This is a genomic window from Nocardia colli (assembly GCF_008704205.1).
GTDB lineage: Bacteria > Actinomycetota > Actinomycetes > Mycobacteriales > Mycobacteriaceae > Nocardia > Nocardia colli.
This window is the reverse complement of sequence record NZ_VXLC01000015.1, coordinates 392,481-414,824: the sequence shown is the minus strand read 5'-3', so window position 1 is coordinate 414,824 and position 22,344 is coordinate 392,481. Positions and strand designations below refer to the sequence as shown.

Below are 22,344 nucleotides of genomic sequence, written 5' to 3'. Positions count from 1 at the left end.
CCGCGAAGAAGGCATTGCCGACGTCGATGCGCCGCTCTAGCCAGCAGGATGGCACATCCAGCTCATCGGCGAAGCTTACCGGGAATACCCCGCTTGCTCATGTGATTCCAGATCGCAGCGTCGAGTGCGCCCACACTGCAACCCAGTTCGTCAGCAACCTGCCTTATCAGTCCACCGACAGCCTGGTAGTCACCGGCGCGCACACCTGCATCGCGGACGAATCCGATGATGTGCGTGTCCACCGCGACATGATTGGACGACCCAGCCAGGATCGCTATGTAGTCAACAGTTTTCGGGCCGACGAACCTTATCTGCCGCAAAGCGCAGCGCGTGTCTCGTTCACGATCCGCCCCGTCGTAGGCAGCGCCGAGTTCGCTCACTGTGTGGAGCTCGAGCGCGGACAACGTCGCGGTGAGGTCGCGTATCACGGTGAGCTTCCGTGACGTCCGCTTCCAGGACAGGAAGTCCGCGAGATCATGCGCGTCCAAGCGGCGGATGAAGCCCTCCAACGCATCAGCATCAGGCCAATCGGCGATCACTCGCCGAACCCGCGGAAGCACAATCTTCTGGTACTTCGTCCGAGGTTGGAGCGCTGCGTCGACGATCAATCCGCCGATGTGGTCCCATCGACGCTCAACCTCGCGACACTCGAGGCCGAGCGCCGCAAAATGCCGTAGCACCATATCGACATCGTCCCGGTGAACAGCTCGCTGTGGCACTGAATTCATGGAGTTCACAACCCTGCCCCTTGTCACCGAATGTCCGGGAACTCTTTGCCCCGCAGGCATATCGGGAACGTCCCGAGCTCAACAGCAACCGCCGATGCGGGATCGTCACCGATCGCCATCGGCCGCGAGCGGAAGCCTGCGCGCATGCCCTGCCTGAGCGCCCCCATTGCGATTCCCTGTCGCTCGAGCACCGGCACAACATCGCTGAGTTCGCCGGCAGCGGTTTGGGCTTGGAAACTCGACATCGGAAGCCTCCTCGGGTCGCGTGGCTGAACAGCACACGGTGCCACCGATACAACCCTTCCCGGCGCAGTTCGGGTGTCGTCTATTCGACCGACTTGGTGCCGATCTCGTAGGGCCGACAGGCCCCGGTCTCGTCAGCGCTCGATCCGTGCGACGAGCGCGTCGAGTGCCAGGTCCATCGCGTAGTCGAATTCCGCCTGGCTGTCGAAGCGCGCGAGGTAGGGGGCGGCCTCGATGACGGCGGGTAAGGCGGATTGTTCCAATGTTGTTCGGCGGGCGGCGATTCCGGAGAGATCGGTGGTTCCGTAAGTGGGGGTAGCGTTGACTTCGCGGAGGAGGGTGCCGACGAGGGTTGCGAGGAGGGTGCGCAGTAGGTGGACGGCTTGTTCTGGGTTGCAGCCTGCGGCGCGGAGTACTTCCAGTACGGCTTGTGTCGGCGCCAGGCCCTCGACCGATCCCAGTTGGCGGGTGAGCACCAGTGCGGCGGCGGCCGGGTGTAGCAGGGCGCGTTGGCGGAAGGCGTCCGCGATGGCTCGTAGGTCGGCGCGGAGATCGCCACTGCGCGTAGGTAATTCGATGGAGCCCAAGAGGTGCTCGGCGACGGCGTCGAGTAGGCCGTCCTTGCCGTCGACGTGGTTGTACAGGCTCTTCGGATCGACTCCGAGCACCCGAGCAACGGCACGCATGCCCACCGCGCCGACACCCTCGCCGTCGATGACCGCGAGGGTTGCGTCGACGATCCCCGCCCGGGTCAGCTGGCCGGCGCCTTTCGGGGGTCGTCCGCGGCGCGCGGCGGGGACGTTGCTGGTCATGGGGTCATCCTGCCGCAAACCGTTGATTAAATCCACATCGTGGGTATATGGTGGCGGCACGTAAAACCCACGCTGTGGATATTGAGTCCACGCGTTTCCAGGAGACACCGATGTCCACACGATTCACCCTGCCGCCCGAAGACGTCCTGCGCGCACGAGAGAAGCTCGTCCTCGACCACTTCCACGACGAGGTCCGCCAGGACTGGGACGCGACGCTGTCCACGTTCCCGCACCCGCATTACGAGCTGATCGCCCCGATGGTCGTGCACGACGGCAACGACGAGGTCCGCGGCTACTATCACGACACCCGCCGCGCCTTCCCCGACCAGGACCACGAGATCATCGCGCTGCGCCACAGCCACGACGCGGTGATCGTCGAGTTCTGGCTCCTCGGAACGCATTCGGGTCCACTGGGAAAGATCCCGCCGACCGGCTCGGCGCACCGGACCAGGATGACGGCCTACTTCGTGTTCGACGAGCAGGAGAACCTGGCGGTCGAACGCATCTACTTCGACCAGCTCACCGTGCTGAAGCAGCTGCTCGGCGGGCTGGACAAGCGCAACCCCCGCGACCTGCTCACCCTCGCCCGGGCCCTCGCCGGAGCCGTCGCCACCACCGGCACCGCACCGGATCCGCGCCTGCTCACCACCACTCCGCCGAACCTCGATGAGTGACCCCGGATGAAGATTCATCACCTCAACTGCGGCACCATGCGCCCGCTGGGCACCCCCGAGGGGCTGGTCTGCCACGTCCTGCTGCTGGAAACCGACACCGGACTTGCGTTGGTAGACAGCGGATTAGGCTTGCGCGACGTCGCCGCCCCGGGACCACGGTTCGGGCCGAGCCGCTTCTTCGTCCGCCCCCTGTTCGACGAGAACGAAACCGCTATCCGGCAGATCGAACGCCTCGGCTTCGACCCGCGCGACGTCCGCGACATCGTGCTCACCCACTTCGACGCCGACCACAGCGGCGGACTCGCCGACTTCCCCTGGGCCAGAGTCCATCTCACCGCCGACGAGGCCGAAGCCGCGATCCATCCGAGTGGTTTCGTCGAGAAGGGCCGCTACCTGCCGACACAGCGCGACCACGACCCGGCCTTCGTTCTGCACACACCCGGCGACGGCGAACCCTGGCGCGGCTTCACCGCCGCAAAGGAACTCACCGATATCGCCCCCGGCCTGGTCATGATCGCCCTACCCGGACACAGCCGCGGTCACGCCGCCTACGCCGTCGACGCGGGCAACCGATGGATCCTGCACGCCGGCGACGCCTTCTACCACCACGGGCAGCTCGACGGCACCACCCACGTACCCCGGGCACTCACCGCAATGGAACGCCTGGTCGCCCACAACATGACAGCCGTCCGCGCCAATCACGGACGCCTCGCCGAACTCTGGGCCGCCCCGACCTCCGACCTGCTGCTCGTCAACGCCCACGATCCCGCCCTCCTGCACCGCGCCCGGCAATCCAACGCGACCGACGACGCCGAAGGAGTGGCCGGCGGGCCGTTCAACGACCCCACAGCGTGATCATCCGGCAATTAGGCCGGATCCACCTCCATCGCGCTGTCGCTGATCACGCCAATCCGCCTGTCGCAGTTCATATTCGACTTCACCCCGCTCGGTTCCGGGTAGCGGGTCGTCGAACTGAAGGCGGAAGGTTCGGACATAACGCAGGCCGGCTTTCACCATCACCCGGCGGGAGGCGAGATTGACCGCCATGGTCTGAGCCCACACTCGCTCGACACCGAGCTCGGTGAATCCCTTGGCGATCAGCGCCTTTGCGCCTTCGGTCGCGTATCCCCGGCCCCAAGTCGACGCCGCCAATCGATACCCGAGTTCCACGTCCCGGGCGCTGCCGTCCTCCGCAGGCTGAAGACCGAACCAGCCCACGAACTTTCCGGTAGCCCGGTCGATGGCGGCCCATCGGCCCACCGGCCCTTGGCCATAGCCGCGAAGAATCCTCGGCAGCACCTCACGCTCGATCTCCGCGCGGGGTGTGGGTTCACCGGTCAAATAGCGCATCACCGCTGGATCGCTGTCCAACCAGACCAGGTTGTCGACGTCGGCTTCGGTGAATCTGCGCAGCACGAGCCGCTCGGTCTCCAGAAACACCTCTGCCAACATTCCTCCCGCCGGATACGGACCTCCCCCGCATCCTGACCAGAACCAGCCCCGCAGTCCAACTCTTTTCCGGGAGTCACCTAGTCCCGGTGACGGCCTCCACCTGTTCCTTGGCACCCCGGAAACATGCCTCGATCGAGGTACCCCGGCGATAGTCACCGACAAGAACCAACCCGGCCGCACCCGCCGCGGCGTCGATGCGGGCGACTCGGTCGGCATGCCGGTGGCTGTAGGCGCAGAACGCGTGCTCCCAATGCCTGCCCACCTGTGCGACCGCTTTCGACTCGTCGAACGCCGGGAAGTGCGGCGACAGTTGGGCTTCCGCTCGCATACGCAGCTTGTCGAAGTCCTCGGTCAGATATGGGCGGGCGGCGCGGCCGCTGAACGTGTAGCGGACGATGTGCCGGTCGTCGACGCCGTACGCGCCGGCATTGCTGACGGCGCTGTCGGGCTCGAAGACCAGCGATCGGGCGACCGGGCCGAACACCGGGCGGTCATATGCGGTGACCACCACAGTCGCCGGGTTGTATCGGATGCACGCCAGTTCGTCAGCGACAGCGGATAATTCGGCGCGAAGCAATTCCGCGGCCGCAGGTGCCGGGATCGCGATCACCACGAGGTCGGCCGCGTAGGACTGCGGCTGTCCGGCCGCGTCGATCGCGTCCACTCCGGTGACCCGACCGTCTTCGGTCAGCAATCCGATTGCCTTGGTTCCGTTTTCGACGGTGACCGTCGAGCTGAACCGGCGGTACGTCGGTTCCATCCCGTCGGTGAGCTGATCGAACCGGTCCAGCAGCATGCCGAGATTGGCGCCGAAGTCCGCGAGATGGATCTCGTCGGGTTCGGCGCCGTTCATCCGCACCGTCATCGGCCGGATGAGCGCGTCCAGCAGGTTGCGGCCGAAGTAGCCGTCCAGGGCCGGATCACCCCGCCGTTTGCTGAGCTGGACGAACTGCGGGCCACGCACGAACCGGTTGGCGTCGTCGCCGCGCACGTAGCCGACCAACCGCAGGAACCGGTAGATGTCGAACGGACCGGCCCGCCGCGCGACCTCGAGCATCCCCGCGACCGGCGATTTGCCGTCGAGGGTGACCACGCGCCCGTTCACCACGCGCGAGGAATTGATCCCGAAGTGTTCGAACTCCCCACCCTTCATCTCCGCGACGAAGGTCCTGAACTCCTCGTACTTACTGCCGATGTTCTTGCCGCCCAGGGTGATCCGGCGATCACCGAGGTGCACCGTGCTGGACCTGCCACCGAGCGTTGCCTGTTCGTCGAGCAGGGTGACGGCCGCTCCACTGCGGTGCAGGTACCAGGCGGCGGCGATACCCGACCAGCCGCCGCCGACGACAAGCGCCGTCCGCGGTCCGATTTCGGCGCTCATCAAGAGTTCCTTTCCGATAGCGTTGTCCCCGGAGCGGATTCGATGCCGGGAACGATGGTGTTCATCCACGACCGCAGCCGTGCGGCCAGCGGACCGCTGTGCTTGGTCCAGCGGAAGTGGTCCAGCCGGCCACCCGCCTCGGCCGAGGTGTAGATCCAGTCCGTGTGTGGCGCATCCGGTGCGGCCTCGGCCAAGCTGCGCACACCGGCCTCGGTCGCCAGATCGTCGCGCTCGATGCGCACCGTCAGCAGGGGTAGCGCGAAGCCGAAAACACCATTGCCCGTGGCGATCCCGTCGTCGGTCATGATGCCGCTGCGGACCTGGCGCGCCCAGGTGGTCATCACACCCGCCGCTTGCCGGCCGCCGAAGCCCAAACGGTCACCGGGGAAATAGCCCAGCGTCCGGGCGATGAGCCCGAACCACTGCCCGAACACCAGGTTTCGCGTACGGATCAGGCCGTCGTAGGTCCGATACCACACCGAACCACTGGCGATCAGCACGACACCGGTGAGACCTTCCGGTGCCCGCGCCGCACGTTGCAGCGCCAGATGCCCACCAAAACTGTGCCCGACGAGGAAGATCGGCAGCCCCGCGAACTCCTGTCCGCCCAGTTCGAGCGCGGCGGGCAGATCCACGTCGACCAGATCGGCGTGCACCCAGTTCGCGCTGCGGCTGCTCTTGGGCACGCTGTCGCCCTGACCGCGCAGATCCACGACGATCGCCGCGATATCGTGCCCGGATAGTTGCGCGGTGAAGTCCTTGTAGTAGTTCGCGGCGACACCCATCGCGGGCAAAACCACCACCACGGCAACGGGTTTCGCCGGCGCCGAGATCAACATCGACAACGTCGTATCGGACGTGGGTCGCAGCGTCCGGGTCGAAATCACGCTTCGGTACCTTTCCGTTCGTCGGACCGGAACGCTCGGCGCGCCGGCCCGTTGAGATGCGGTCACTTGTGCGCCGTCGGCGCGCTGTCGATGAAGTCGAAGATCTCGTCGTCCTCGGCCGCCTCCAGGTCGATGCCAGAACCATTGCGGCCCTGCAAACTTCGAATGATCTCGGTGAGCCGCTCGGTGACGGCGGCGACGTCGGACCGATCCAACTCCGCGCCGTCGCAGGCCCCCGACAACGCATCGACCTGAGCCACGATCCGCCCCACGACATCCTCGGCGGGAACGATCTCGGCGGCGATGAACCCCGCCAGCGACGCCGGCGACGGATAGTCGAACACCACCGTCGTCGGCAGCTTCACACCGGTGGCGTGCTTCAACCGGTTCCGGAACTCCACCGCCCCCAGCGAGTCGAAACCCAAGTCCTTGAACACATCATCGGCACCCACCGCCTCGACCGAGGCATGGCCCAATACGGCCGCCGCATGCGAGCGCACCACATCCAGCACGATCCGGCCCTGCTCAGCGGGACTCAGACCGGTCAAACTCGCTACCAATCCCGAGGCCTGCCCCCTCCCCGTGTCCGCCGCTTTGCGAACCCGCCGCACCATGCCGCGCAACATCGGCGACACCGTGTCCACCTTCTGCAACACGGCCATATCGATCCGCGAAGCCACGACACACCCCTGACCGGACCCCACCGCGGCATCCAGCATCGCCATACCGTCGCCGGTCGCGATCGGCACAAACCCGCCCGCTGCCAACCGCCCCCGATCCGCATTCGTCAACGACGCCGTCATCTCGGTCGCCTGCGCCCACAGTCCCCACGCGATCGACGTCGCCGCCATCCCCTGCCGACGTCGATCCACCGCCAACGCGTCCAAGAACGCGTTCGCCGCAGCGTAATTCGATTGCCCGAGCGAGCCGAGCACCCCCGCGACCGAGGAGAACAGCACAAACATCGACAGCGGAAGGTCTTTCACCGCTTCGTGCAGATGCCACGCCGCATCCACCTTCGGCGCCAGCACTTTCCCGATTCGATCGGCGGTGAGGTCGGTGAACAAGCCGTCGTCGAGTGCCCCCGCCGCATGCACGACTCCGGTCAGCGGATGGCCTGGATCGATACCGGACACCAACGCGCGCACCGCATCCCCGTCGGTCACGTCACAGGCCACCACCTCGACCGAGGCCCCGGCTTCGCGCAGTTCTGCCACCAACTCCGCGGCACCTTCGGCAGAAGGGCCACGGCGCGAGGCAAGCACCAGCTGCCCGACACCATGACGAGCAACCAGATGCCGTGCCACCACCGCGCCCAAACCACCGGCGCCACCGGTGATCAGCACGGTCCCGGCACGGTCCAGCGACCGCGGAATCGTCAGCACGTTCTTGCCGATATGCCGCGCCTGCGACAGGAACCGAAGCACTTCGGGCGTCCGCCGCACATCCCACTGCGTCACCGGAAGTGGTTGCAGCACACCCGCTTCGAACAGCGCGAACAGCTCACTCAGGATCCTCTGCAAATGTTGCGCGGACAGATCGGCCAAATCGAAGGCCTGATACCGCACTCCCGGATACGCGGCCGCGGTCTCCTCCGGATCACGGAGGTTGTTCGCGCCCATCTCCAGGAAATGACCACCCCGCGGCAACAGTCGAAGCGATGCGTCGACGAACTCACCGGCCAGCGAGTCCAGCACCACATCGACACCCTCGCCCTCGGTCTGAGCCAGGAACTTCGCCTCGAAATCCAGCGTCCGCGAATTCCCGATCCGCGCTTCCTCGAAGCCGAGTTCACGCAAGACCGGCCATTTCGGCTCCGACGCCGTCACAAACAACTCAGCGCCCAAATGCCGCGCCAACTGAATAGCCGCCAAACCCACCCCACCGGTCGCCGTATGAACCAACAGCCGCTCGCCCGATTGCAACCCCGCCAGATCGACCAGCGCGTAATACGCCGTCGCGAACACCACCGGCACCGCAGCGGCCTGCTCGAAACTCCAGCCCGACGGAATCCCGACCAACGCCGACTGATCAGCGATCACGGACGACGCCGCCCCAGGGATCAGACCCATCACTCGATCGCCGGGCGCAAACCGCGTCACCCCCGCACCCACAGCCGAGACAACTCCGGCGCCTTCGCCACCGACCGCGACGCCCGCCCGCGGATACATATTCAAGGCGATGATCACGTCCCGGAAGTTCATCCCGACCGCGCGCACCGTCACCCGCACCTCGTCGGCGGCCAATTCGATATCCGGATCGGCCGATTCGAGCACCAGGTTGTCACCGTGCAGAGCGCCGGTACCCAACATGGTCAGCTTCCACGATTCTCCGGATGTCGCCAGGTCCCCGTTGCCGACGGTATCCGCGCCGACGCGGGACAGCCGCGGAACTTGGAGAATTCCCCGGCGTACAACGGCCTGCTGCTCGCCGGACTCGGCCAATGCGAGAGCAGCCGCGCGATAGTCGGACACCGCATCGAGATCGAGCAGCGCTATGTGACCGGGATTCTCGTTCTGCGCGCTACGCAATAGACCCCAGACGGCAGCGCTCGCCGGATCGATATCCGCGCCGCCGTCGATCGCCACCGCATCGCGCGTGACGACGACCACGGTCGCAGAACTGAATTGCCTGTCCGAGAGCATCTTCCCGACAAGCTCGAAGGCTTCACGCACCAGCCGGTGCGTCCGATCTACGATTCCCGCTCGAACCACATGACCTCGCCGATCGGGCCCGCCACCCGCTGGACAGGTCAAGGCAAGGATCCCGGGATTACCGACAGACCGCTCGAGCAGCCAGCCGACGCCGGTGTCGATGGCGTCCCAGGGGTCGCCGGATTCTGGAATCACGCTGCCGGTCAGCGGAATCCAGGTCATGCCGTACAGGTCGGCGAGACCGCGCGACCGGCTGACGACGCCATCGTCGGCGAGCGGGCGCAAGGCCAGCGACTCGACGTGCGCGACGAGTTCCCCAGCTGGATCGACCAATACAACCTCCATCCGGTCACCGGAGCGCAGCACGCGCACCCGCGCGACCGACGCACCCACCGCCGCCAACGACACCCCCTCCCACACGAACGGCAACCGCACCTCGACACCGCCGGATGCCAACTCCCCCACCAACGAAACATGCAGGGCCGCATCCAACAACGCCGGATGCAACCCGAACCGCCCCGCGTCCCCGGCACCACCCTCCGGCAACACGACTTCGCCGAACAGCTCACCCCCACGCCGCCACACCGACTTCACCCCGCGGAAAACCGGCCCGTACTCATATCCGGCACCGGCCAACGCCGCATACACGTCTCCCACCTCGACCGGCACCGCGCCCGCCGGCGGCCACACCCGCAGATCGGCGCCCTGATCCGATTGCACAGCAACCGAATCCAGAACCCCCGTCGCATGACAAGTCCATTCCTCCACCAGCCCCTCGGCCCGGGAGAACACTCCGATCCGCCACTCCCCCAACGACTCACCCTCGGTCACCCGAACCTGGATCTGAACCCCACCCTGTTCCTCGAGCACCAACGGCGAAGACAGCACCAGCTCCCCCACCCGCGAAGCGCCCACCACATCCGCGGCGAACAACGCCAACTCCACGAACACCGCCCCCGGCACCAGAATCCGCCCGTCCACCGAATGGTCGGCCAGCCACGCGTGCGACGACAACGACCACCGACCGGACAGCAGAACACCACCGCCATCGGCCACCCCCACCATCACACCCAGCAGCGGATGCTCCACCGCCCCCAATCCGAGCCCGGAAACGGCGACCGCCGATGTCGTCTCCAGCCAGTAGCGCTTGCGCTCGAACGCATACGTCGGCAAGTCGACCCGCACCGCTCCGGAACCGGCGAAGACCCGCGCCCAATCAACCGGAATACCCCGAACATGCGCCGCCGCAACGGAAGTCAGGAATCGTCCGAGCCCACCGTCGCCGCGCCGCAGCGATTCGACCACCACGCTGCGCTCCGCATCCTCGGTATCGTCGAGAAACTCCTGCACATCGACACCTAGCACCGGATGCGGACTGCACTCCACGAAGCCGCGCCCCCGCAGTTCGTAGGCAGTGTGCACGGCGCTCGCGAAATGCACTGTGTCGGAGAGATTCCGGTACCAGTACTCGGCATCCATCGCCGCACCGTCGAGCACCTCACCGGTAACGGAGGAGATGACGGCGATGTCACCGGAGCGCGAGGCCACCGCACCCAGCTCACGCAGGATCTCCGCCCGCAACGGCTCGATCTGCACGGAATGCGCCGCATAGTCGACCGCCACCCGCCGCGCACCGATCCCCGTCGCCGCGCAGTGCGCCAGCAGTTCGTCCAGCGCGGCATTACTCCCGGACACCACCGTCGAGGTCGGCCCGTTGACCACCGCGATGGAGAGCTTCCCCGCCCAACGGGCTGCCACCGCCGCTTCGACCTCGGCGAACGGACGAAGCACCGAAACCATCCCGCCGCGACCGGCGATCGCGCACACCGCGCGGCTGCGGATCACCACGATCCGCGTCGCCTCCCGCAGCGACAGCACCCCGGCGACATACGCGGCGGCAATCTCCCCCTGCGAATGCCCGATCACGGCATCCGGCTCGACCCCCATCGAGCGCCACAGCTGGGCCAGCGCGACCATGACCGCGAACAGCGCCGGCTGCACCACATCCGGACTGTCCTCGATACCGTTGCTGCGCAACAGATCCAGCAGCGACCAGTCGGTGAATTCCGCCAATGCCGCGGAGCACCGGCCGATCTGCTCGGCAAAGACCGGCGACGTTTCGAGCAGCTCGGCCGCCATCCCGGCCCACTGCGACCCCTGCCCCGGAAAGAGAAAGACCGCCTTGCCGCGCACATCCGCGCGACCCCGCACGATATTCGGGGCTTCCCAGGCGGCGATCTCGGCGATCCCGGCGGCCAGCGATTCCCGGGTATCCCCGAGCACCACGGCACGCTGCGCGAACGACGATCGCGAGGTCACCAGCGAGAACCCGATATCGACCGGATCCGGGCTCGGCTCCGCTTGCACCAGCTCCTGCAACCGTTGCGCCTGCCCCGCGAGGGATTCAACCGACTTGGCCGAGAGAACCCACGGAATGACCGGCGGCGCAACCCGTTCAAGCACTCCCACGGACTCGGTGACCGGTGCCTGCTCCAAGATCACGTGCGCGTTCGTCCCGCTGATACCGAACGACGACACCGCGGCCCGGCACGGACGATCGTGGTGCGGCCACGCACGCGTCCGCGTTGCCAGTTCCACTCCACCGGTTGACCAGTTCACATGCGGACTCGGCGCATCGACGTGCAGGGTCGGCGGTATCGTCCCCCGACGCATCGCCTCCACCATTTTGATCACGCCCGCCACCCCTGCGGCCGCCTGGGTATGGCCGATATTCGATTTCACCGACCCCAGCCACAGCGGTTCCCCGGCCGCCCGCGCCGATCCGTAGGTCGCCAGCAGCGCCGACGCCTCGATCGGGTCACCCAGTGTCGTCCCGGTCCCGTGCGCCTCGACGACGTCGACCTCATCGGCTCCCACCCGCGCATTCGCCAACGCCTGCCGGATGACCCGCTGCTGCGCCGGCCCGTTGGGCGCGGTCAGCCCGTTGCTCGCCCCGTCCTGATTGACCGCCGAGCCGCGCACCAGCGCGAGCACGGTATGCCCATTGCGCCGGGCGTCGGAGAGCCGTTCCAGCAGCAGCACGCCGACACCCTCGGACCACCCCACCCCGTCCGCCGCGGCGGCGAACGCCTTGCAGCGCCCGTCCGGGGCCAGCCCGCGCTGCTTGGAGAACTCCACGAACGACGTCGGCGCGGTCATCACCGCCACCCCGCCGGCGACCGCCAGCCCGCATTCCCGCATCCGCAGCGAATGCGCGGCCAGATGCACCGCCACCAGCGAGGACGAGCACGCGGTGTCCACCGTGATCGCTGGCCCCTCCAGGCCGAGGGTATAGGCGAGCCGGCCCGAGACGATCGATCCCGCCGAGCCCACCACGTCCGTGCCGTACTCGTGATACATCACCCCGGCGAAGACACCGGTATCGCTGCCCCGCAACGACATCGGGTCGATGCCCGCGCGCTCGACGGTCTCCCACGACACCTCGAGCAGCAACCGCTGCTGCGGATCCAAGATCGCCGCCTCGCGCGGCGAGATTCCGAAGAACGCGGCGTCGAATTCGGCCGCGTCATGCAGGAATCCACCCCGGCGTACGTAACTCTTTCCCGGTTGCCCTGGTTCGCTGTCGAACAGGGTCGCCAGATCCCAGCCCCGGTCGACCGGAAACTCCGACGTCGCGTCCACGCCCGCCGCCACCAGGTCCCAAAGCTGTTCGGGCGTGCGGACATCGGCCGGATAGCGGCAGCCCATCGCGATGATGGCGATCGGTTCCGTCAGTGCGGCCGTGGTTTCGGCGTTTACCTGCCGTAGTCGTTCCTGCTCCAGCAGCGAACTGCGCAGCGCCTCGACCAGCTTCTCGGTTGTCGTCACTGTTCGCCGTCACTCTCGCCGTCGTCGCCCGCCTCGGGAACCGCCTGCGCGCCGACCGAAGCCAGCCGGACCAGCTCGGCCGGATCCATGGACTCGATCTCCGCGATGCGCCGGGCGAAGTCCTCGGCGGGCTGGGCGGTCGGCAGCGGCGCGGGCTGATACTCGCCGAGTAGCCAGGAACGCAGATGCCCAGCGAGTATTTCCGGTGTGGGGTAGTCGAATACGGCTGTGGCCGTTATATCCAACCCCGTGCCGGTGACGAGGTGGTTGCGCAATCCCACCGCACCCACCGAGGTGATCCCCCAGTCGGTGAAGGTGCCGTCGACCTCTCGATGGGTGTCACCGATGATCGACGCCACCGATTCGAAGATCCGGTCACACAGCAGGGCAACACCGTCGGCGGGTGACAGGGTCGCGAGCCGGGCGGCCAGCTCGGCGCGGATGGCGGCATCGGGCTGCGCCCACTCACCGGCCTGGCCCGCGGACTCGGCCTCGATGCTGCCCAGCAGCCGGCTCGCCAGCACCGGCAGCTCACGCCGGAGGATCTTCCCCGACATGGTCCGTGGCACCGCGTCGATCTCGTACACCTCGAACGGAACCTTGCTGTGCTCGAGGCTCTTTCGGCATTCGGCGAACAACGCCGCGACCTCGAACCCGCCGGGATCGGGCACCACGAGGGCGATCGGCACCTCACCGAGCGTGTCGTGCGGCTTTCCACAGACCGCCGCATCCTGCACGCCCGCAACACGTTTGACCACGTTCTCGATCTCGACCGGGTGGATGTTCTCGCCGCCCCGGATGATGAGTTCCTTGATCCGGCCGGTGATGTCGAGGAATCCCAGTGCGTCGCGGCGCGCGAGATCACCGGTGCGCAACCACTCCCCGCGCAGCACCTCGGCGGTCAGATCGGGCCGGTTGTAGTAGCCGACCATCACACCGGGACCGGCCACCCACAGTTCGCCCTCGGCACCGGCCGGCACATCGAAACCCGTTCCGGGATCCACGATCCGGGTGTTCACCCCCAGGATCGGCGGTCCGGCCGAGGCCGGGGTGTTGCGGTCGGACGGCGGATTGACGGTGATCGCCCCGGTCGCCTCGCTCGCACCATAGGTATTCAGCAGCGGCACACCCAGCGTCGCTTCGACCGCCCGGCCGAGCTCGCCGGAGCCCGGTGCGCCGCCGAACCAGCACGCCCGCAACGTATGCGTGGGGATCGCCTCGGCGTCCACCCGGACCAGCTGCTGGAACAGCGTGGGCACGCCGACCAGCACGGTCGGCCGCATGCCGCCGAGCGCGGCCAGCAGCGGCCCGGCGGCGAAACCGTCGATCAGCAGCGTGCCGGCGCCGACGGCGGCCACGCCGAGCACGCCGAGATGATGACCGAGGCAGTGCGACAACGGCATCGGCCACAGCAGCCGATCGTCGGCGCTCATCCCGAAACCGGGTACGTAACCGGCGACCGTGCCCCACAGCGCCTTGGTCAGCGTGGTGACCACGCCCTTGGGCTGCCCGGTGGTTCCGGAGGTGTAGAGGATCCAGCCGACGTCGTCGACACCGAGGTCGTCCCGTGCGGCAATAGCCGGTTCCGTAGTTGCCAACTCTTCGAAGGCACGCTCGGTTCCGCCCGGGTCACCCGCGACCACAAGGCGCAGATCGGGATGCCGGGCCAGCAACTCACGCCGCCTGGCTACCGAACTCGCCTGCGCCATCAGCACATTCGCTCCGCTGTCGAGCAGGATGTGGTCGAGCTCGGCATCGGAGCAGTAGGGGTTCACCGGCACACCTATCGCCGCCGCTCGCGCGACACCCAGATATCCCTCGGCCATCTCGACGCTGTTGCCGAGCATCAGCACGACCCGGTCGCCGCGCCGGCAGCCGAGATTGCCCGCGAGCCGACGGGTGCGCTGCTCCAGCTCCGCGTAGCCGACCGACCGCCGGAGATCGGTGAAGGCGGCCTTGTCGCCGAATCGGATCGCGTTGTCCCGCAGTATGTCCGGCACTGGACGGATGAGATCGGTTCGTAGCATGAGATCCCTCGATATCGATAGTGTCTTGCCGAAATCGGGACGGCGTCAGCGCCGAGCCGTCCCTGCGGTGCGTCACACGTAGCCGGTGGGACGCGCCTGGTCGATGAAGTCGAAGATCTCGTCGTCGTCGGCCGCGTCCAGGTCGAGACCCGAACCACCACTGCCCTGCAAACTTCGGATGATCTCGGTCAGCCGCTCGGTGACGGCGGCGACATCCGACCGATCCAGCTCGATCCCGTCGCACACCCCCGACAGCGCATCCACCTGGGCAACGATCCGGTCCACGACGTTCTCGACCGGAACGATCTCGGCGGCGATATACCCGGCCAGCGCCGCTGCGGTCGGGTAGTCGAACACCACCGTCGTCGGCAACTTCAACCCGGTCGCGTTCTTCAATCGGTTCCGGAACTCCACCGCGCCCAGCGAATCGAAACCCAGGTCCTTGAACACGTCATCGGCACCGACCGCCTCCGCGGAGGCATGGCCCAGCACCGCGGCGGCGTGCGAGCGCACCAGATCCAACAGAATCCGGCTCTGTTCGGCCGCGCCCAATCCGACCAGGCTGGCGACCAGGCCCGAGGCCTGCCCCGCATCCGCGGCCTTGCGCATCCGCCGCACCACACCGCGCAGCATCGGCGGCACCGTTTCCGCCTTCTGCAAGGCAGAGATATCGATCCGCGACGCGACGACCGATCGCTGTCCGGTGCTCAGCGCCGCATCCAGCATTGCCATGCCGTCGTCGGTGGCGATCGGCAGGTATCCACCGGCGCGCAATCGCCCGCGATCGATGTCGGTCAACGACGCGGTCATCCCGGTCGCCTGCTCCCACAGTCCCCAGGCGATGGAGGTTGCCGCCAGACCGCGCCGCTGCCGGTAGAGCGCGAGCGCATCCAAGAACGCGTTCGCCGCAGCGTAATTCGACTGTCCCGGTGAACCGACCGTCCCGGCGATCGAGGAGAACAGCACGAACATCGACAGCGGAAGGTCTTTCGCCGCCGCATGCAGGTTCCAGGCGGCATTCGCCTTGGGCGCGAACACTTTTCCTACTCGCTCGGGATTCAGGTCGGTGAACAGACCGTCGTCGAGCACGCCTGCCGCATGCACGATTCCGGTCAACGGATGACGCGGATCGATACCGGATACCAACGCGCGCACTGCATCACCGTCGGATACATCGCACGCAACCACTTCCGCGCTCGCACCGGCTTCGCGCAGTTCAGCGACCAACTCTGTCGCGCCCTCAGCGGCTGGACCACGCCGTGAGGCGAGCACCAGATGTTCGACCCCATGGCGAGCGACCAGGTGCCGCGCCACCACCGCGCCCAATCCGCCGGTGCCGCCGGTGATCAATACGGTGCCGGTGCGGTCCGGTTGCCGCGGCACCGTCAGCACGTTCTTGCCGATGTGCCGCGCCTGCGACAGATACCGGAACGCCTCCGGCGCGCGCCGTACGTCCCATTGCGTCACCGGAAGTGGTTGCAGCACTCCGGCTTCGAACAGGTCGAACAGTTCGCTCAGGATCTTCTGCAAGTGCTGCGCGGGCAGCTCCATCAGCTGGAACGCCGCATAACGCACGCCTGGATAGGCCGCCGCGATCTGTGCCGGATCACGCAGGTCGGTCAGGCCCATCTCCAGGAATCGGCCACCGCGCGGTAGCAATCGCAGGGACGCGTCCACGAACTCACCGGCCAGTGAATCCAGCACCACGTCCACGCCTTGGTCCCCGGTCTGGGCCAAGAACTTCTGCTCGAAGTCCAGGGTCCGCGAATTCCCGATCCGCTCTTCGCCGAAGCCGAGCTCACGCAATACCGGCCATTTCGGCTCCGAGGCCGTCACGAACAATTCGGCCCCCAAATGCCGCGCCAATTGAATCGCCGCCAGGCCGACACCACCGGTCCCCGCATGAATCAGCACGCGCTCGCCGGATTGCAGCCCCGCCAGATCGACCAGCGCGTGATACGCCGTCGCGAATACGATCGGCACCGCCGCGGCCTGCTCGAAACTCCAGCCCGGCGGGATCGGCACGACCCCCGACTGATCGGCGACGACGCTCGATCCGACACCGGCGAACAAACCCATCACCCGATCGCCGGGTTCGAATCGCGTGACGCCGGGACCGACAGCCGACACGACGCCGGCGCCTTCGCCGCCGACCGGCGCGCCTTCGATGGGATACATGCCCAGCGTGATCAGCACATCGCGGAAGTTCATTCCGGCCGCGCGTACCGCGACGCGCACCTGCCCCGGGGCCAATTCCGTCGTGTCGTCGGCAGGCGCGAGCACCATATTGTCGCCGTTGAGCGTGCCCTTATCCAATACACCCAACTGCCACGCGGACCCCGTATCGGCGAGGTAAGCCCCCGTCGTCGTATCCGCGCCCGCCCGCGCCAGCAACGGCACGAAGATCGCACCGCGGCGCACCGCCGCCTGCGCTTCGCCCGCCGCCAGTACCGCCGCTACCGCCGACCGTCGTTCTTCGATCGCCGGCTCGGCGCGAGAATCCAGGTCCAGCAAGATGATTCGATCCTCGTGCTCGCTCTGCGCGCTTCGCAGCAGACCCCAGATCGCGGCCTGGCCCGGATCGATGTCTGCGCCACCGTCGACCGCGACACCACCGTGAGTGACGACCACCAGAGTTGCTGCCGCGAAGTCAGGTTCGGCCAACAGTGACTGCACGCGTTCCAGCACACCGATCACGCCCGCCTGCGGATCGGCGGCCGGGTCGCCGGGGGGACAGGTGAGCACGATGGCATCGCGGCCGGAATCGCTCCAGCGCTCCAACTCCCACGGTCGACCGTCGCTCGCCGCCGGATCCGCGAGCGCACTCCATTCACCGCCGGCCGCGATCTCGGCCTGCGGTGCGGCGTCCCAGTGCAATTCGAACAGCGCGTCGGTGCTCGACGCGGCGGAGCCGACCAGCGCATCGGCCGAAACATCGCGCAGGGCCAGCGATTCGACATGCGCGACGAGACCGCCGGCCGGATCGACCAGCACCACCTCCATCCGATCGCCCGTGTACGCCAACCGCACCCGCACGACCGACGCGCCCACCGCCGCCAACGACACCCCCTCCCACACGAACGGCAACCGCAGCGGCCCCACGCCACCCAGCGCCAAGTCCCCCACCAGCGACACCTGCAGTGCCGCATCCAACAGCGCCGGATGCAACCCGAACCGTCCGGCGTCGCCGGCCGCGCTCTCCGGCAGCACCACCTCGCCGAACAATTCCGCCCCGTGCCGCCACACCGACTTCACCCCCTGGAACGCCGGTCCGTACTCGTACCCGCCCGCGGCGAACGACGCATACACATCCCCCGCCTCGATCGGCACCGCGCCGACCGGCGGCCACACGCGCATGTCCGCGCCGACGTCGGACGGCACCGCGGCCGAGTCCAGCACCCCCGACGCGTGATTCGTCCACTCCGCGTCTCCCGAACCCTCGGCCCGAGCGTAGACCCCGATCCGCCACTCCCCCAGCAGCTCGCCCTCGGTCACCCGGACCTGTATCTGAACCGCGTCCCGCTCAGCCAGCACCAGCGGCGAGGACAACACCAGCTCAGCGACCCGCGACGCCTCCACGACCCTCGCCGCGAACAAGGCCAACTCGACAAACACCGCCCCCGGCAACAGAACCTGCCCGCCGACCGTGTGATCGGCCAGCCATGCGTGCGACGACAACGACAGCCGCCCCGACAGCAATGCCCCGCCACCGTCGGCCACACCGACCATCGCACCCAGCAACGGATGCTCCACCGCCCCTAAACCGAGCTGCCGCGGATCGCTCGAACCGGTTCCGCTGGTGACCCAGTAGTTCTTGTGATCGAAGGCGTACGTGGGCAATTCGATGATCTGCGCACCAGTTCCGGCGAACAACTCGGCCCAATCGACGGACGTGCCGCGGCCGTGCGCCACGGCGACCGCGCTCAGCAGCGCGACAGGCTCCGGACGCTGGGCACGCAAGACCGGGACGGCGACGAAGTCCGCCTCGTCGTCCTCGGCCAGACTTTCGGTGACCAAGCCGGTCAACCCAGCGGACGGTCCGATTTCGAGCAAAGTCGCACCGGCCCTGGCGTATTCAGCAGCGCTCGCGACACCATCGGCGAAACGAACCGGGGCACTGACGTGTCGAACCCAGTACTCGGGATCGCGCAATTCAGCGGGCGTCGCGAAACGGCCGGTCACATTCGACACCAACGGCAACGTCGCCTCGTCATAAGTCAGTTCGGCGCAAACAGCATCGAATTCAGCGAGCATCGGCGCCATCAACGGCGAGTGGAACGCATGACTCACGCGCAGCCGCGTGGCCTTGACCCCGTCGGCCACCAACCCCGCGGCGACCTCCTCGACAACCGCCTCGACCCCGGAAATCACCACGGAATCAGGAGAATTCACCGCCGCGATACCCACCTGGCCGTCCCGTCCGGACAGCAACGGCGCGACGACCTCCTCGCCGGCGGCGAGCGAGATCATCGCACCACCCGGGGGTAGCGCCGCCATCAACGTGCCCCGCGCGGCCACCAGCCGCACCGCGTCGGGCAACGACCACACACCGGCCGCACAGGCCGCGGCGAGCTCACCGATCGAATGCCCCAGCACTACATCGGGTTTCACGCCCCAGGAGCGCAGCAGCTCGAACAGCGCCAGCTCGACGGCGAACAGCCCGGCCTGCGTGAAATCGGTCCGATCGAGCAGCGCCGCATCGTCACTGTCGGCGGCGGCGAAGACCACCGCGCGCAGCGACCGCTCCAGCCACGGCTCGAACAGCGCACAGATCTCGTCGAACTTCGCCCGATACACCGGGAAGGCGTCGTAGAGCTCGCGTCCCATCTCCGGCCGCTGCGATCCCTGCCCCGAGAACACGAAGACGGTCTTGCCCTTGACCGCACCGGCGCCCACCACCACACCGGGAACATCCTGACCTGCCACCAGATTCGCCAGCCCGGCCACCAGCTCGTCGCGACTGTGCCCGAGCACCACCGCACGATGCGGATAACGAGTCCGCGAATTCACCAGCGACAGACCGATATCGGTGGGATCGAGCTCCGGTTCTCGCTCAACCTGCTGCGCCAGGCGCCGCGCCTGCCCGATCAGGGCGTCCCGGCTCTTCGCCGAGACCACCCACGGGATCAACGGCGGCACAACTCGTTCCGGCACCGGCACGGTCGCCTCCACCGGCGCCTGCTCCAGGATCAGATGCGCGTTCGTCCCACTGATACCGAACGACGACACCGCGGCACGGCGCGGATGCCCGTTCGCCGGCCAGTCCCGCGGCTCGGTGACCAACGCCACCTGCCCACTGTCCCAATCGATCTGCGTGCTCGGAGTATCCGCGTGCAGGGTGGGCGGAACGATGCCGCGCCGCAATGCCTCGACCATCTTGATCACACCGGCCACCCCGGCCGCCGCCATGCTGTGCCCGATGTTCGACTTCACCGACCCCAGCAGTAAGGGCTCGTGCACCCGTTCGCGGCCGTAGGTGGCCAGTAGAGCGGTCGCCTCGATGGGGTCGCCCAGCGCGGTACCGGTGCCGTGGGCCTCCATCACGTCGACCTCCCGCGCGGCCAACTGGGCGTCCGAGAGCGCCAGCTTGATCACCCGCTGCTGCGCCGGGCCGTTCGGCGCGGTCAGGCCATTACTCGCGCCGTCCTGATTCACCGCGGAACCACGGATCACCGCCAGCACGCGACGGCCGTTGCGGCGCGCGTCGGAGAGCCGCTCGAGCACCAGGACGCCGACCCCCTCGGCGACGCTGAACCCATCGGCGTTGTCCGCGAACGATTTACACCGCCCGTCCGACGCGAGCGCACCCATCGCACAGAACTCCACGCAATCGGCGATACCGGAGATCATGGTCGAGCCGCCCGCCAGCGCCATCGAGATCTCGCCGCCGCGCAGCGACCGCACCGCCTGATGCACCGCGACCAGTGACGACGCGCACGCCGTATCCACCGTCACCGCAGGACCTTCCAAACCCAGCGTGTAGGCGATGCGACCGGTGGCGATGCTGCCGGTGTTGCCGGTCAACATCATCCCGTGGAACGAGCCCATATCGTCGGGGTCCGGCCGGAAGGTCGGCGTGATGACTCCCGCGAACACGCCGGTCTCGGTGCCGGCCAGTGTGGTCGGATCGATGCTCGAGTTCTCGATTGCCTCCCAGGCGACTTCGAGCAGCTGGCGCTGCTGCGGATCCATCGCCAGCGCCTCGCGCGGCGAGATGCCGAAGAAGCCGGGATCGAAATCGCCGGGACGGGTGAGGAATCCGCCGCGGCGGACATAGAACGTGCCTCGATGGTCCCGGTCCGGGTGATACGCCGACTCGATATCCCAGCCGCGATCGGCCGGGAACTCGGAGATCAGATCCCGGCCTTCGAGCGTCGCCTGGAACAGGTCGCCCGGATTCTGGATGTCGCCGGGGAACCGGCACCCCATGCCCACGATGGCAATCGGTTCGTGCACCCGGGATTCCACGTCCTGGAGTCGCTGTCGCGTGTCCTGTAGATCGATCGCGGCCCGCTTGAGGTACTTGCGGAGATCGGATTCGGTTGCCATCGTTGTTCGCCTTCCTGCATGCACGAGTCCGGTCCTGACGCGAGCTGGTGCGACGGACGTCCCGATTTCACGAGTTGAATTGCGGCCGAACGGTTCTGCGCGTGTTCGGCCGGGGAGATCGATGGGGGATTATCGGTAACTGCCGGCCGGATAGGGCGACAACTCGATCCGGCCGTGCGCGACCTGCTTGCCGAATTGGTGGAAGCCGACGACGACTTCGGTTCCGCCCAGGGCGGATTCGGCGTCGGTCTCGGTGGTGCATTCGACGATCGCGTCCAACTCCGCGAATCCGGCGAACTCGATCTCGGCCGCGGTGACCACCGGGGTATCCGGACTGCCGCTCGCCAGTATCGCCGCCTGGCGGAACGCCTCCAGCAGCAGCGGCCCGGGGACGTGGTCATACGGGTGATCGAAGAACGAGGGGTGGCTCTGATCGACGACCAGCACCACCCCGTCGTCGTGCGACACCGTCGCCAACACCACATTGCGGTGATCGCGGCGCCCCACCCGCACCGGTTCGACCAGGGTGACGACGGGTCCGGCGCCGGTCACCCCCGTGGCGCGTTCGGCCCGCTGGACCAGGCGCATGCCGTCGTAGGCGTCGCGGGTGAACACGATCCCGCTGCCGCGCACGGTCAACGCCAGCGCGGAGTCGATGGTCAAGGTCGCCTCGAACGCGGTGTCGACGAAGTAGTCGCCCGGGCGGCCCTGGTCCGAGTGGATCCGGACGATGCCCTCGAGCGGCGAGCGCCGGTCGTCCCGGAATGCGCTCAGGTCCTCCACGCTGAATGCCATGCGCTGCAGGCTGAGTGGGTTATCGGCCGGCACCTGCCCGTAGCGCTGGCCGACCACGAGCATCGCCTGCCGGATCGCTTCGATGGTGGACAGCGGATCGTGGTAGTCCACCGTCCGGTCGAACCACAGCGAGTGCGCGCGCGGCAGCTGGATCGCGGCCAGGAACTCCGCAGGCCCGGCCTGCACGGTGTCCGCGACGTACACCTCGCCGAGGGCGCGGCGATGGGCGAGCGTGCGCGGCACGGTTTGATCGAAGGTGAGGCCGTCGCGCCGCGGCGGCCCGGTTTCCAGCAGATTCTTCGTCATCGGCGTTC

12 protein-coding genes are annotated in these 22,344 nt (G+C 67.5%); 2 read left to right on the top strand and 10 right to left on the bottom strand.

Features of this window, described 5'->3' with window-relative positions; all coding sequences use genetic code 11:
- Window positions 1–62: 62 nt before the first annotated feature.
- The 3 genes from F3087_RS28860 to F3087_RS28850 all read right to left on the bottom strand — a co-directional run bounded on the left by F3087_RS28860 (window position 63) and on the right by F3087_RS28850 (window position 1,783).
- The gene (locus F3087_RS28860; RefSeq protein WP_191094183.1) at window positions 63–683 is read right to left on the bottom strand and encodes an HhH-GDP family DNA glycosylase; all 621 of its coding nucleotides are present in this window, start codon (window positions 681–683) and stop codon (window positions 63–65) included.
- A gap of 68 nt (window positions 684–751) precedes the next feature.
- Window positions 752–973: a hypothetical protein gene (locus F3087_RS28855; RefSeq protein WP_150405202.1), complete on the bottom strand. Its 222-nt coding sequence runs from the start codon at window positions 971–973 to the stop codon at window positions 752–754.
- A gap of 132 nt (window positions 974–1,105) precedes the next feature.
- Window positions 1,106–1,783: a TetR/AcrR family transcriptional regulator gene (locus tag F3087_RS28850; RefSeq protein WP_150405201.1), complete on the bottom strand. Its 678-nt coding sequence runs from the start codon at window positions 1,781–1,783 to the stop codon at window positions 1,106–1,108.
- Between the two features lie 110 nt (window positions 1,784–1,893).
- Here F3087_RS28850 and F3087_RS28845 point away from each other — a divergent pair, with 110 nt between their 5' ends.
- Together F3087_RS28845 and F3087_RS28840 are read left to right on the top strand one after the other, a co-directional pair.
- Complete coding sequence (locus tag F3087_RS28845) at window positions 1,894–2,457, top strand: ester cyclase (RefSeq protein ID WP_150405200.1); 564 nt, start codon at window positions 1,894–1,896, stop codon at window positions 2,455–2,457.
- A gap of 6 nt (window positions 2,458–2,463) precedes the next feature.
- Complete coding sequence (locus tag F3087_RS28840; protein ID WP_150405199.1) at window positions 2,464–3,312, top strand: MBL fold metallo-hydrolase; 849 nt, start codon at window positions 2,464–2,466, stop codon at window positions 3,310–3,312.
- Here the strand turns inward: F3087_RS28840 and F3087_RS28835 are convergent, their stop codons facing one another.
- The 7 genes from F3087_RS28835 to F3087_RS28805 form a co-directional block, all read right to left on the bottom strand.
- Window positions 3,313–3,897, bottom strand: coding sequence for a GNAT family N-acetyltransferase (locus tag F3087_RS28835; protein ID WP_223885438.1), 585 nt, complete (start codon window positions 3,895–3,897; stop codon window positions 3,313–3,315).
- 85 nt (window positions 3,898–3,982) lie between these two features.
- The gene (locus F3087_RS28830) at window positions 3,983–5,290 is read right to left on the bottom strand and encodes an NAD(P)/FAD-dependent oxidoreductase (protein WP_150405197.1); all 1,308 of its coding nucleotides are present in this window, start codon (window positions 5,288–5,290) and stop codon (window positions 3,983–3,985) included.
- Entirely contained in the window at window positions 5,290–6,177 is an 888-nt protein-coding gene (locus F3087_RS28825; RefSeq protein WP_150405196.1) for an alpha/beta hydrolase family protein, read from the bottom strand. The genes F3087_RS28830 and F3087_RS28825 overlap by 1 nt, the downstream gene beginning before the upstream one ends.
- A 62-nt stretch (window positions 6,178–6,239) precedes the next feature.
- Window positions 6,240–12,659 (bottom strand): type I polyketide synthase, encoded by a 6,420-nt coding sequence (locus tag F3087_RS28820; RefSeq protein WP_150405195.1) that lies wholly within the window; start codon window positions 12,657–12,659, stop codon window positions 6,240–6,242.
- Window positions 12,656–14,659: an AMP-binding protein gene (locus tag F3087_RS28815; RefSeq protein ID WP_191094182.1), complete on the bottom strand. Its 2,004-nt coding sequence runs from the start codon at window positions 14,657–14,659 to the stop codon at window positions 12,656–12,658. The genes F3087_RS28820 and F3087_RS28815 overlap by 4 nt, the downstream gene beginning before the upstream one ends.
- 99 nt (window positions 14,660–14,758) lie before the next feature.
- Entirely contained in the window at window positions 14,759–21,235 is a 6,477-nt protein-coding gene (locus F3087_RS28810) for a type I polyketide synthase (RefSeq protein WP_150405193.1), read from the bottom strand.
- 129 nt (window positions 21,236–21,364) lie between these two features.
- Entirely contained in the window at window positions 21,365–22,336 is a 972-nt protein-coding gene (locus F3087_RS28805; RefSeq protein WP_150405192.1) for an AfsA-related hotdog domain-containing protein, read from the bottom strand.
- Window positions 22,337–22,344: the final 8 nt, after the last annotated feature.